Annotated in this window: 12 protein-coding genes; 7 read left to right on the top strand and 5 right to left on the bottom strand. The window is 58.9% G+C overall.

All coding sequences use genetic code 11. The features are described from left to right. Positions 1-10: 10 nt before the first annotated feature. Positions 11-1,228, top strand: a complete 1,218-nt coding sequence (locus CLH62_RS00345; protein WP_099616181.1) for a D-amino acid dehydrogenase — start codon at positions 11-13, stop codon at positions 1,226-1,228. A gap of 31 nt (positions 1,229-1,259) precedes the next feature. On the opposite strand, the gene CLH62_RS00350 is transcribed toward CLH62_RS00345, so the two are convergent. From CLH62_RS00350 to CLH62_RS00370, 5 genes are all read right to left on the bottom strand, one after another. After that, positions 1,260-2,819 (bottom strand): FGGY-family carbohydrate kinase, encoded by a 1,560-nt coding sequence (locus tag CLH62_RS00350; RefSeq protein WP_099616182.1) that lies wholly within the window; start codon positions 2,817-2,819, stop codon positions 1,260-1,262. Continuing rightward, entirely contained in the window at positions 2,809-4,407 is a 1,599-nt protein-coding gene (locus tag CLH62_RS00355) for a glycerol-3-phosphate dehydrogenase/oxidase (RefSeq protein WP_099616183.1), read from the bottom strand. Before CLH62_RS00355 ends, CLH62_RS00350 begins: the two co-directional genes overlap by 11 nt. Before the next feature lie 8 nt (positions 4,408-4,415). Then, entirely contained in the window at positions 4,416-6,020 is a 1,605-nt protein-coding gene (locus CLH62_RS00360) for an FAD-binding oxidoreductase (protein WP_099616184.1), read from the bottom strand. 129 nt (positions 6,021-6,149) lie between these two features. Continuing rightward, on the bottom strand, positions 6,150-6,809 hold the full coding sequence (locus CLH62_RS00365) for a transglutaminase-like cysteine peptidase (protein ID WP_099616185.1): 660 nt from the start codon (positions 6,807-6,809) through the stop codon (positions 6,150-6,152). 8 nt (positions 6,810-6,817) lie between these two features. Next, positions 6,818-7,468 (bottom strand): type II secretion system protein N, encoded by a 651-nt coding sequence (locus tag CLH62_RS00370; RefSeq protein WP_099616186.1) that lies wholly within the window; start codon positions 7,466-7,468, stop codon positions 6,818-6,820. 166 nt (positions 7,469-7,634) lie between these two features. Here CLH62_RS00370 and gspE point away from each other — a divergent pair, with 166 nt between their 5' ends. The 6 genes from gspE to gspJ all read left to right on the top strand — a co-directional run bounded on the left by gspE (position 7,635) and on the right by gspJ (position 12,548). Then, a complete protein-coding gene (gspE, locus tag CLH62_RS00375; protein ID WP_099616187.1) occupies positions 7,635-9,143 on the top strand; it encodes a type II secretion system ATPase GspE in 1,509 nt (502 codons plus the stop codon). 3 nt (positions 9,144-9,146) lie between these two features. Next, positions 9,147-10,358: a type II secretion system inner membrane protein GspF gene (gspF, locus tag CLH62_RS00380; protein WP_099616188.1), complete on the top strand. Its 1,212-nt coding sequence runs from the start codon at positions 9,147-9,149 to the stop codon at positions 10,356-10,358. 68 nt (positions 10,359-10,426) lie between these two features. Beyond that, positions 10,427-10,879 carry a type II secretion system major pseudopilin GspG gene (gene gspG, locus CLH62_RS00385; RefSeq protein ID WP_099617569.1) on the top strand — a complete coding sequence of 151 codons (453 nt, stop codon included), beginning with the start codon at positions 10,427-10,429 and terminating at the stop codon, positions 10,877-10,879. Positions 10,880-10,885: 6 nt separating this feature from the next. Continuing rightward, the gene (gene gspH, locus CLH62_RS00390; protein WP_099616189.1) at positions 10,886-11,416 is read left to right on the top strand and encodes a type II secretion system minor pseudopilin GspH; all 531 of its coding nucleotides are present in this window, start codon (positions 10,886-10,888) and stop codon (positions 11,414-11,416) included. Further along, positions 11,413-11,784, top strand: coding sequence for a type II secretion system minor pseudopilin GspI (gspI, locus tag CLH62_RS00395; protein WP_099616190.1), 372 nt, complete (start codon positions 11,413-11,415; stop codon positions 11,782-11,784). The genes gspH and gspI overlap by 4 nt, the downstream gene beginning before the upstream one ends. Beyond that, positions 11,781-12,548, top strand: coding sequence for a type II secretion system minor pseudopilin GspJ (gspJ, locus tag CLH62_RS00400; RefSeq protein ID WP_322868501.1), 768 nt, complete (start codon positions 11,781-11,783; stop codon positions 12,546-12,548). The genes gspI and gspJ overlap by 4 nt, the downstream gene beginning before the upstream one ends. The last annotated feature ends 6 nt before the right edge of the window (positions 12,549-12,554 follow it).

Here is a 12,554-nt window from a genome sequence, read left to right on the forward strand (position 1 = left end):
AGAGATAATCATGAAGCGAATCGCTGTTATTGGCGGTGGTATCACAGGTATTACCACGGCTTACACCCTTGCCAAGCGCGGGCTGGATGTCACTGTTTACGAGAAACACCGTTATGCGGCAATGGAAACCTCCTTCGCCAACGGTGGTCAGCTTTCGGCCTCCAATGCGGAGGTCTGGAACAACTGGCAGACGGTGGTCAAAGGCATCAAATGGATGTCCCGAAGAGATGCGCCGTTACTGGTTAATCCCAAACCTTCCTGGCATAAATTGAGCTGGTTCGCCGAGTTCATTGCTGCCATTCCCCAGTACGAGAAGAACACCACCGAAACCGCCCGTTTGGCCATTGCTGCCCGGGACCACCTGTTTGCCTGGGCGCAGGAAGAGGGGATTGATTTCGATCTCAAGAAGCAGGGCATTTTGCATATTTATCGGGACAAGGCCGGTTTTGATCACGCCGCGAAAGTCTCACGGCTATTGTCCGCTGGGGGGCTGGAGCGACGCTCAGTCACACCGGAAGAAATGAAAGCCATCGAGCCTACCCTGGCAGGAAGCTATTACGGCGGCTTTTTCACGGAGAGTGATTCAACCGGCGATATCCATAAGTTCACCAACGGTCTGGCAGACGCCATTCAGCGCCTTGGGGTCAAGACCTGTTACGGGCACACGGTGACTGAACTGAGTGCGGACGAAAACAGTGCCTGGGTGACGGTGCACGATGGAGAAGAGCAATCACGGGATACTTTTGATGGCGTGGTGATCTGTGCGGGTGTTGGTAGCCGGGCGCTGGCGTCGAAGCTGGGAGACCGGGTCAATATTTATCCGGTCAAAGGCTACTCCATTACCGTGGAGCTGGACGACGAGGCCTCTCAGAAAGCAGCGCCAACGGTCAGTCTGCTGGACGATGCCACCAAGATCGTCACCAGCCGGCTCGGCGATGGCCGCTTCCGTGTGGCCGGTACCGCGGAATTCAGCGGCTACAATCGCGATATCAAGGATGACCGCATCCGTCCGCTCACCCGCTGGGTGGAGCAGTGTTTCCCCGGGGTCTGTACCCGGCGTGTTGTGCCATGGGCCGGATTGCGCCCCATGCTGCCCAACATGATGCCGCGAGTCGGACAGGGCCGCCTGCCTACCGTGTTCTACAACACAGGCCACGGCCATCTGGGCTGGACCCTCTCTGCTATTACCGCTGAGATGTTGGCGGACGCAGTAGATAGATCGTCATAAGGCCTGCCTTCAATCCGGGTTGTGGATTGTCTCAGCCCGGGTACCCGGTTATCTCCCTGATCTTCCGGTACAGCGGCTGAAGTTGCGGGTACATACGCAGGTACACCTCGGAATACAGTCTTTGATAAAGGTCCCGGGTTTTCTCGTTGGGGTAGAACACGTCCCCGACCCGGGTCATTTCCGCCACGGCAGTGTCAAAGTCCGGATGAAGCCCGAGGCCTACGGCCGCATCAATGGCTGCGCCCAGTCCTGACGTTTCGTAGGTGTGTGGACGCTCGACTGGCAGGCCGAAGACATCCGCGGTCAATTGCATGGCGGCATCGCTCTGGGATCCGCCGCCCGCTACGCGAAGCTTTTTAATCTTCACACCGCTGCGCTTTTCGATCTTTTCCTTGCCCTCACGCAGGGCGTAGGCCAGGCCTTCAAGAATTGCCCGGTAGATGTGAGAGCGGGTGTGGACATCCCCAAAACCAATAATGGAACCTTTCGCTTCCGGCCCAGGTTGGCGTACCCCGGGTGACCAGTAGGGTTGCAGCATCAGGCCCATGGAGCCCGCCGGAACGGACTCAACCAGCTCGTCGAACAGCGTTTCCGGCTCGATGCCCCGTTGTTCCGCAATTTTCTGTTCCCTCAGGCCGAATTCCCGTTTGAACCAGCTCACCATCCAGAAACCCCGGTAAATCATCACTTCGGTTGAATAATGGCCCGGGAGGGCCGAAGGATAGGGTGGCATCAGCCGGACAGGCTCTACGTAACGCTTGCTGGTGGTGTTGATGGTGGCGGTGGTGCCATAGCTCAGGCACCCGATGTCCGGCGTCAGGCCGCCCGAACCGAGAATCTCGCAGGCTTTATCCGATGCTGCCGCGATTACGGGTAATTTCCCGTTCAAGCCCAGATGCTGGCTGGCCTCGTCCGTCAGATACCCCAGGGTTTCTCCGGGTGAGACCAGTTCCGGAAGCATGGACGGGGTGACTGGCATGGTCTGCCATTTGAAATCTCGGGGGCCAGCCCAACGGTGCTTTTTGTAATCGAAGGGCAGGTAGCCGACCTGGCTGCCGGTGGAGTCTTTGAGTTCGCCGGTGAGGCGATAATTGAGATAACCGGAAAGCAGCAAAAAATGCCGGGTTCTGGCCCAGAGTTCGGGTTCGTTCTGGGCAATCCAGTTGGCCTGGGTCTTCTCCCGGAACCGGTTGATGGTGTCCTCAAGGCGGGCGAGTTTGAACAGCCAGCTCCAGGGCCCTTTAACCGGACCATCAACCCGTGCGTGGCGCTGGTCCAGCCAGATTATGGCCGGGCGCAGCGGTTGGCCGTTTTCGTCCAGATTGATCACAGTTCCCCGCTGGGTCGTCACGGTCACGCCGGCCACCTGGTCGGGCGTTGCATTGGTTGTGTCCCAAAGCAATCGACAGGCCTCGCCCAGTTGCTCCCAGAAGTACTCCGGGTGTTGTTCGGCCCAGCCAGGCTGCCTGGAGAAGTAGGGCTCAATCTCCTGTTTGCCTTTGCCAACGAGGTTGCCCCTGGTGTCAAAGAGCAGGGCGCGGACACTCTGGGTGCCATTGTCGATGGCCAGAATCAGGGGGTCAGCTGGCATCGGATGTTTCCTTTGGGGCCGAAGAATAGGCGCTCCAATAAATACCGAGGTACCGGGCCTCCTCGTCTGCCCAGCGCTGGTCGTCCCAGGCCAGCAGTGACTGGCAGCGGAGCTTGATTTCCGGTAACAATGACTTGCCACCCTCCGGCACTATCAGGCCAAGTCGTGTTCTTCGGAGCAGCAGATCGTCCAGATGTCGCACATCCTCAGCTTTGCAGGCCCATAACAGCTCTGCCCAGAGCAGATTCCAGGGGTGGTCTGGCACTACCGGCTCCATGGAACCAGATTCGATCAGCTGGTCCAGATCAGGCCCGTAAAATCCTTCCAGTCTCTGCCAGGTCTGATGCCCAACCTGTGGCGGCCGCACCAGTTTTGGCGCGGCCTGGAAAACGGGCTGGCTATCCGGCCGCAGGATGCTGTCTGACTTTTCCGCGAGCCCCCGCTTCAGCGCTTCCCGGGCAATTACACGGAACGTTGTCAGTTTGCCGCCGGCAATGCTGATCAGCCCCCGGTCTTCCCGAAGTGCGTGCTCGCGGTTTTCCCGGGATGGCGATTTGCCGGTGCCATCCGTGACCACGGGGCGAACGCCGGCCCAGGTGGAGAGAATGTTGGACCGGGAGATGTGGCTGGCCGGGAACAGGCGAGAGGCGATCTCAAGGAGGTAATCGGTTTCTGCCTCTGAAATGACGGGTTCCTGGTCCAGGTTACCTTCGTGGTCAAGGTCGGTGGTGCCAAGAACGGTTGTACCTTGCCAGGGAAACGCAAACACCGGGCGCCGGTCCTGTGGATGAAATAGCGATACTGAACAGGATACGGGCAAACAGGACCAGGGCAGAACCAGGTGACTGCCTCGCAGTGGTCGTATCTTCATCGCCTCGGCGGTATTTTCGCTGGTCTGGAGCCGATCGGCCCAGGCGCCCGTTGCGTTGATCACGAGAGGGGCGAAAACCTTTATCGGTGTGTCCTCCTCTTCCCGCTGGATAACCAGACCGGACACCATGCCGTTACGGCGTTGCACTTCCAGTGCCCGGGTATAGTTCAGACAAATGGCACCGTCCCGGCGAGCCTCTGCAATCAGTCGTTGCACCAGTCTGGAATCGTCGGTCACCGTATCAGTGAAGCCGCTGGCGCCGGAGAGGTTTTCGCTGGTGAGTCCCGGAACCCACAGCCCGGATTGGGTCGGGCTCAGGAAGTGCCGGCTTGGAGACTGCGCGATAAAATCGTAGACCCTGAGCAATAGCTGGAACAGGCGGGGGCCGGGAAACTGGCCTTTGAAATGGGGCATGATGAAGTGCAACGGGTCGATAAGCCCAGGTGCCTCCGCCATCAATCGTTCCCGCTCACGGACGGCATCCCGGGTCAGGCCATAGTGTCCGCTGCCCAGATACCGCAACCCCCCGTGAACCATCTTTGAGGAGCGGCTGGAGGTGCCCCACGAGAAGTCTTTCTGTTCAACCAGCAGGGTGCGCAGGCCGCTGCCGGCCGCTTCTCTGGCAACACCGGCTCCGGTGATGCCACCACCTACCACCAACACGTCGAACGTGGTGTTACCGGCTCGCAGTGACTTCAGAGTTTCGGCCCGAGTCATGGTTCGTCTCACTCCACCAGGGTCTTTGGATTGAGGATGGCGTCCGGGTCAAACGTATTGCAGAGTGACCGGATAGCCAGCATGCCCAGTTCACCTTTCTCCACCGGCAGGTAGGGCGCATGGTCTTTGCCAACACCGTGCTGATGGCTGATGGTGCCCCGGTTGTTCACAATCAGTTCGGAGGTACTGGTCTTGAGCCTTTGCCAGCGAGCAAGGGTTTCGTCATAACTGTCGCCTACCCGGAAGACGTACGTGGTGTAGATGCTGCAGCCCTGACTGTAGAAGTGAGACAGGTGGGTAAACACGTGGGTGTTTTCCTGTTTGTCTTTCAGGCCCTCCCGAAGGCTGGTTTCGATAAGCCCTGACAGGTTATCGACATTGTCCCAGTCGGTTGCCGTTTCCAGGGTGTCGACGGCATAGCCCATCTGCCACAGCGCTTCCCGTAGGTAGGGCATGGAAAATCGCTTGGCGGCCCATTTATCACCGAGCCGGGTGCCGGTATAGACCCCCTTGTGGGCTTTGCAGATACTTCGGGCCTCGAGCAGGGCATTTCGGCACTGGCGGTGACTTCCGGTAACGCCAAAGGTCATCATGCACTTGCCGGTTCCAGCACCCCGGAGCGAGAGGTAGCGTTCGAGCATGCCGATCAGCCGGGGGTGGCCTGCCAGGGCAAGTTGCGTTTCGGTCTCCATGGCATTACTCAGCCGCAGCATGGAAAGCTGGGTTCGATTTTGGACCAGCTTCCGGCTTGCGGTACGGGCGGTCTCCCAGTCCGGAAAGAACACAACGTGGAAGCTCTCGTGTTCCGGAAGCCGGGTAATTCGAACTTTCACCTCGGTAATGAGACCGATGCGACCTTCGGAACCCAGCACCATTTCCCGAATATCCGGGCCGGCGCTGGAGGCAGGAAAGGTGGGCAGGGTGAGCGTGCCTTGCAGGGTTTCTATACGGCCGCCGGCAAACAGCTGCTCAATACGACCATACCTCAGGGATTGCTGGCCACTTGAGCGGGAAGCCACCCAGCCGCCGATGGTAGAGAGCTCGAAGGATTGCGGGAAATGGCCGAGGGTAAAGCCATGGGCGCGAAGCTGGGATTCCACCAGAGGGCCCGGTGTACCTGCGCCAAATGTGGCGATCTGGCTGTCGGTATCCAGGTCCATCAGGCGGTTCATTTTGCCCAGATCCACTGTCAGCACCGGGGTGCCGTTATCGACCGGGTTAATGTGCCCGGCCACGCTGGTGCCGCCACCGTAGGGAATCAAATTGATCTTTTGTTCTGCCGCCCAGGCAAGCAGTTTCCGGACATCCTGGTTCGAAGACGGGTAGGCGACGGCATCCGGGAAGACCCCATAATCGCCGCTGCGCATGGCAAGCCAGTCAGCAAGACTTTGGCCGCGGGCGTGCCGTACCCGGGCCTCCGGGCTGGTGTCGATCAGAGCATCCAGTTCTGGCCCGGGCGTCAGACGGGTTTCCGGCACCGTGGCACAAACCGACTCGAGGGTTGCGTTAGTCAGCGGACGGCCAGTGCCGATCTTGCTGGCCAGAAAGTCATGGCCCTGTTCCGGCATTGCCAGATTGAATGTCTCATCGCCCCAGCCATTCCAGCGTCGCATCTGTGTTTTTCTCCCGGATTCAAAATGAATGTGAGGGCATTCTATAGAAGTTGTGTCCTGCGCCGGTGTCGGTTGGCGCCAGGCGCACTGTCATTTACCGCCAGAGCTTTACGTGATCGGCAGAGGGGCTCAGGGACGAAGGGATTCGGTCAGCCGACTATTGAGTTCCTGCCACCGGGAAAGCTTGCCCGCATCACCGATTCGCGTACGTTCTCCGCCGGATTGATTCAGCCAGAGGCCTTCGCCATTGAAGCTATAAACTGGTTCCAGGTCATCACGTTGTGACGCAGGCTTAATCTCGTTTATGAGGTTGTCGAGAATCAGCGGATCGGCGTCCGGCTCGGGATACCAGGCCAGCACCATGTGTGCCTGGTTCAGCTCCAGGGCTTTGACGTAGACAATACGCATTTGCTCATCCGGCACCCCCATGGACTTGAGGGTCAGGTACTTGGCAATGGAAAAGTCTTCGCAGTCGCCGGCATTGGTGGTGAGCAGTTCCACCGGTGTGGCCCAGTAGTCTTCCTCACCCCAGTGGCGGATATCGCTGACAAAGTTGGCCCGGTTGAAGAAGGAATTAACCAGTCTGAGCTGGCGATCCGTCGGGGCATTGCTGGCCAGCGCATGCAGTCGTTGCCAGTTCTCGAGCCGCTGGTGGGCCTCGGGGCCGAACTCGTCGAGTACGTAGTCCATCAGCTTTGGGCTAAGCTCAAACGCGCCCACGGCAAATGCCAGCAATAGAACAGGCAAAAGGCTGGAGCGACGGCGGATGTGGATAGCAGCCGTCTCCACGGAAGGCCTCAGTTATTGTTCCGGAGGCGTTCCCTGAGCTGCTCAAGGCGCCGGCGGATTTCCTCACGGCGCTGATCATCGCTCGTGGCGGTGGCTGGCGCGCTGGAGGTTGTCGTGGAAGCCGCAGGCTGGGTAGCGTTGACTGGTTCGGCCTCACGGTCTGCGGTGAATGACATCCCTTCGCGATCCTCCGATTGCGGGAAATACAGGTTCTCAAGCTTGCCGGCGCGTTCAATGATGACGCGGTTTGGGTGGACTGACCGAAGCTTCGCATTGCCGGGCAGTTCATCACCCACCAGGTAGGCTTCGGTTTTGCTTTTGTCATCTTCGATCAGTGCGCTGCCGGGAAAATCGCCGTCCGCCGCCAGCACGCCGCGCAGGAATAGCCGAAGGTTGGTTTCCGGAAGGTTTTCGGTATCAATCCCCGTCGGTGTGCTGTCTCCGGTGGCTGCCCCGAACAGGGCCAGGGATGAGAGGTCAACATTGGGCGGCTCCCGGGTGGGGTCGGACTCGGAGACCAGCGGCTGCGCATTGCCGTAATCATCCTGCCGGCTTTCCATCTGCCAGAAGCGGTAGCCCTGCCATGCGGTCAGAGCCACCATGGCCACCCCTGCCAGAAGCGCGAGAATCAGGGGAAGCCGTTCGTTGTTTAGGAACATCGATCATCCTGAATGCAAGTTTGTGGGCCACGAAAAAGCTCACAGGTTATCAGACTGCAACGTTTTATTGGCAGTATAGTGTATAGAGTTATTCAGCGGGTCCATATCCTGTGGTAGCCTTTCTGAATTGATTGAATCGAAAAGGGTTTCACGAACGAGGACGACCTTGACCACAGACACTGAACTTCAGCCGCAGGATGCTCCGCTGGGCCGTCTTCCTTTTACCTTTGCCAAGCGCAATGGAGTGATCCTGACCCGTTCGGATGCTGGCGAGCCGGTTATTCTGGTCAGGCCCGGGGCGTCCCATTCAGCACTGGCGGAAGCCAATCGCATCAGCGGCGGCCGCGCCCGTTTTGCCACTATCGACCCGGACCGGTTCGACCAGGCCCTGAACTCTGCCTACCAGAATGATTCAGCCGAAGCCATGCAGATGGTTGAAGGCATTGGCGACGACATGGACCTGGCCTCACTGGCTGATTCCGTGCCGGAAACCGAGGATCTTCTGGAGCAGGAAGACGATGCGCCGATCATTCGTCTGATCAACGCGATCCTGACGGAGGCGGTGAAAACCAGCGCCTCGGACGTACACATTGAAACCTACGAGAAGCGGCTCGTGGTTCGCTTCCGCGTTGACGGTGTGTTAAGGGAAGTGGTTGAACCCAAGCGGGCACTGGCGCCTCTGCTCGTGTCCCGTATCAAGGTTATGGCAAAGCTGGATATCGCCGAAAAGCGGGTGCCTCAGGATGGCCGTATCGCATTGCGAGTGGCCGGGCGTGAGGTGGATATCCGGGTTTCCACCATGCCGTCTTCGAGCGGTGAGCGGGTTGTTTTACGTCTGCTGGACAAGCAGGCAGGCGCGATCCGCCTGGAATCCCTCGGCATGGCCGGGCGTGACCTGAAAGTGCTCCGAAAGCTTATCCACCGGCCCTACGGCATTCTGCTGGCAACCGGGCCGACCGGTTCCGGTAAATCCACCACGCTTTACGCCGCCTTGCAGGAAATCAACGACCGCAGCCGGAACATCCTCACGGTCGAGGATCCGATCGAATACAATCTGCCCGGTATCGGACAGACCCAGGTCAACACCAAAGTGGACATGACCTTTGCCCGTGGCCTGCGCGCCATTCTCCGGCAGGACCCCGATGTGGTGATGATCGGGGAGATCCGGGACCTGGAAACTGCCGAAATCGCAGTTCAGGCCAGTCTGACAGGCCACCTGGTACTTTCCACATTGCACACGAACACGGCTGTGGGTGCCATTACCCGTCTGATGGACATGGGTATAGAGCCATTCCTCATATCTTCAAGTCTGGTGGGGATCGTCGCCCAGCGCCTGGTGCGGGTACTCTGCAAGGAATGCCGGGAGCCTTACACGCCCACTGAGGAGCACTGCGAATTCCTGCAACAGGATCCGGTTAATCCGCCGACAATTTATCGGGCTAAAGGGTGCTCCCATTGCAACCAGCTTGGGTATCGTGGCCGTATCGGTATCTATGAAGTGGTGGAAATCTCCGAGGAAATCAGTTCTCTGATCCACAAGCGCGCCGGGGAACTGGACCTTGAACGGGTCGCCCGCCAGCACGGCCCCAGCATTCATGCCGATGGGGTACAGAAGATTCTGGACGGTGTCACCACGGTGGAAGAAGTGCTTCGCGTCACTCACCGGGGGCGGTAAACCATGCCCGCATACGAATACAAGGCACTTGATGCCCGGGGCAAACAGAAGCACGGTGTGGTTGAAGCCGATGCGCCGAGGGCGGTTCGCCAGCAACTCCGGGACAAGGGGCTGACCCCTCTGGCCGTGGAGCCGGCAGTCGAAAAACAGGCCCAGAGCAATCCCTTGAGTAGCCGTGGCACTCTTGCTGCGGCGGACCTGGCATTGGTTACCCGCCAGCTGGCAACACTGATCCAGTCAGGCATTCCCATTGAACAGGCCCTGTCGGCGGCCTCGCAGCAATCGCCCAAGCCCCGGATTCGCAGCATGCTGATTGCGATCCGCGCCAAGGTTATGGAAGGCTACACACTGGCAGACAGTCTCGGCGAGTTTCCCAAAGCGTTTCCTAGGCTGTATCGGTCCACCGTTGCTGCGGGCGAGCATGCCGGCCATCTGGACCTGGTGCTGAACCGGCTGGCCGATTACACCGAGAGCCGCCAGGAAGCTCGCCAGAAAATTCAGCTGGCGGCGATCTATCCCATCATTCTCAGCATTGTTGCCATCGCCATCGTGGTTTTTCTGTTGACCTATGTGGTGCCGGACATCATTGACGTGTTCCTTAGACAGGGGCAGGAATTGCCAACGCTCACCAGGGCGATGCTGGCGGTGTCGGAATTTCTGGCGGATTACGGTGTCTACCTCTTTATAATGCTGGTTGGCGCGTTGATGGTATTCCGGTATTTCCTGACCAAGCCTGGTTTCAGAATGCGCTTTCACAAGCGTTTGCTGCATTTGCCGCTTTTTGCCGGGATGGTTCGCGGGGTGAACACCGCCCGTTATGCCAGCACCCTGAGCATTCTTACGACCAGTGGCGTGCCTTTGGTAGACGCCATGCGCATTGCTGGCGAGGTGCTCTCGAACGATTTCCTGCGCAAGGAGCTCCGGGACGCCGCCCGAAAGGTCAGTGAGGGGGGCTCACTGCATCGCTCGCTTGACCAGACCGGGTACTTTCCTCCCATGATGCTGCACATGATTGCCAGCGGGGAGGCCAGTGGTGAGCTCGACAGCATGCTTGAACGCACGGCGCGCATGCAGGAAAACACCCTGCAATCTAAAATTGCCGCCATTGTGGGGCTGTTTGAACCCATGATGTTGTTGGTGATGGGCGTGGTGGTGCTGATCATCGTTCTGGCCATCATGCTGCCGATACTGAATATGAGTAATCTCGTGGGGTAATACCCGCGCCGGGTTGTCAGAAGACCGGTCCGAACCGAATGGAATTCAAGCCAATGATGAGTGAAACAATGACGATCAAGAACCTGAATACACCGAAGCACAGCCGGGGATTTACCCTGATCGAGATCATGGTGGTTATGGTCATTCTTGGCCTGCTGGTTGCCATCGTTGCCCCGAATATCATGGGGCGCAGCGATCAGGCGAAAGTGACGGTTGCCGAAACCCAGTTGAACAATATCGCCAATGCCCTCGATCTCTACCGCCTGGATAACAGTCATTACCCCTCCAGCCAACAGGGCCTGGAAGCACTGGTTTCGAAGCCCAACGGCAGCCCGGAACCGAAAAACTGGAACCCCGACGGTTATCTCAAGAGCGTTCCGGAAGATCCCTGGGGAGCTCAGTATCAGTATGTGAGCCCGGGTACCGAAGGTCCCTACGATCTGTACTCCTATGGTTCCGATGGGCAACCAGGCGGTGACGGCGACGCTGCGGATATCAGTGTCTGGAAAACCAAGGGCTGAACCATTGTGCAGCCCAGAGCCCGGCATACCGGTTTTACGCTGATTGAGATACTGGTTGTTCTGGTGGTTGTGGGGCTGCTGGCGTCACTCGCGGTGTTTACCATGGGCGGGAGTTCTCAGCAGCGTGAATTGGAGAACGAAGTCAGCGAACTGTACCTGTTGATGCAAACGGCTTCGGAGCAGGCAGTGCTCAATAATCTGGAGCTGGGGCTTCGGGTGGAAGAGGGCGGCTATCAGTTTGTCGCGTTCCAGGACCAGACGGGCGACTGGAAAGCATCCGGAGAGCGTCTGTTTCGCGCCCGCAGCCTGCCGGAGTGGCTGACCATTACCAAGTTCATTGAAAGCGATGCCCCAAGGCTGGCCTCGGCCGAGGATCGTCTGCTGCCGGATGTGGTGTTTTTTTCCAGTGGCGAGACCACACCGTTTGAGCTGGAGTTCACCATCGGTAGCGGGTCGGATTACAAGCAGATTCTGGCATCTGATGGGGTGTCGCCGATGGAATGGCGCAAACCGGGTGAAGACGGGGGCGGCGGGTGAGGTCTCAGAACGGCTTTACGCTGATCGAAGTGCTCATTGCACTGCTTGTTTTCGGTCTGATTGCGACCGCCGCGGCCCAGGTCGGCAGCCAGTATATCTCCAGTTATGAACGGATCCGGGATAAAACCCTGGCCAGCTGGCTGGCGGATAACCGGATCAACCAGATCCGTCTGCAGGAAACCCTTCCGGGCATTTCCGAAACCTCCCGGGACACCGATTATGGGCCTCACCGCTGGCAGGTAACAACGGCTGTTCTGGCGACAGCAGAAGCCAAGATGCGCCGCGTTGAAGTTACCGTTGCCCGATACCGGGAGGATCGCCCCGCACCGGTTCCAATCCACACCCTCTCTGCCTTTGTGGGGGAATGATGAAGCTGGCGCACGCTCAGTCTGTCCCACGGTCGGAGGGCGGCTTCACGCTGCTGGAAGTGTTGATAGCCGTGACTATCACCGCGGTGATCGGGCTGGGGGTATGGCAGATGCTAGGCGGCGTGGTGAGTTCCCGTGACCGGGTCAACGAACTGGCGGAGCAATTCGACGGTCTCCAGAAAGCCATGCTCCTGCTGGAGCGGGATATTCTGCAAGTGGTAAACAGGCCCGCCCGTGATATCTATGGCGATTTCAAGCCGGCGCTATCCAGCCGTGAAGATGAGTTTGCCCTGCTACTGACTCGGCAAGGCTGGCGGAACCCATTGGGTATCCGGCGCAGTGGGCTTCAGCGGGTCGCATGGGAATATACCGGCAGCGAATTGCGTCGGCGCTACTGGCCGATGGTGGATCAGGGCCAGGAGGATGACAGCCGCGATGTGTTGCTGCTGGAGCGCGTAAATCGCCTGGAGGTCCGGTTTCTTGATGCGAATCGTAGCTGGCAGCCCCAATGGCCCACCGACGAAGTGATGGCCGGGTTAACCCCTGGAAGCCGTCCGGATATAACGCTTCCCCTCGGGATCGAGATTACCCTTGAGCATGAGCGTTTCGGAACAATCGTCAGAACTTTTGCCTTGCCGGACTTTGACCCTGCGGTTGCCCAGGGCGCCATCAACCAGGCCAATCAGGCGAGCGATGAGCCTGAAGAACAAACCACGGAAGAGCAGTCTGGCGGCAGCGCCGGCGTTCCGGGCCAGGGGGGCTGACCGGTG

The sequence above is a fragment of the Marinobacter guineae genome (assembly GCF_002744735.1).
In the GTDB taxonomy this organism is placed as follows: domain Bacteria; phylum Pseudomonadota; class Gammaproteobacteria; order Pseudomonadales; family Oleiphilaceae; genus Marinobacter; species Marinobacter guineae.

Coding starts and splice junctions, on each gene's coding strand:
- CLH62_RS00345 (WP_099616181.1), top strand. CDS start 11: ATGAAGCGAATCGCTGTTATTGGCGGTGGTATCACAGGTATTACCACG.
- CLH62_RS00350 (WP_099616182.1), bottom strand. CDS start 2,819: ATGCCAGCTGACCCCCTGATTCTGGCCATCGACAATGGCACCCAGAGT.
- CLH62_RS00355 (WP_099616183.1), bottom strand. CDS start 4,407: ATGACTCGGGCCGAAACTCTGAAGTCACTGCGAGCCGGTAACACCACG.
- CLH62_RS00360 (WP_099616184.1), bottom strand. CDS start 6,020: ATGCGACGCTGGAATGGCTGGGGCGATGAGACATTCAATCTGGCAATG.
- CLH62_RS00370 (WP_099616186.1), bottom strand. CDS start 7,468: ATGTTCCTAAACAACGAACGGCTTCCCCTGATTCTCGCGCTTCTGGCA.
- gspF (WP_099616188.1), top strand. CDS start 9,147: ATGCCCGCATACGAATACAAGGCACTTGATGCCCGGGGCAAACAGAAG.
- gspG (WP_099617569.1), top strand. CDS start 10,427: ATGACGATCAAGAACCTGAATACACCGAAGCACAGCCGGGGATTTACC.
- gspJ (WP_322868501.1), top strand. CDS start 11,781: ATGATGAAGCTGGCGCACGCTCAGTCTGTCCCACGGTCGGAGGGCGGC.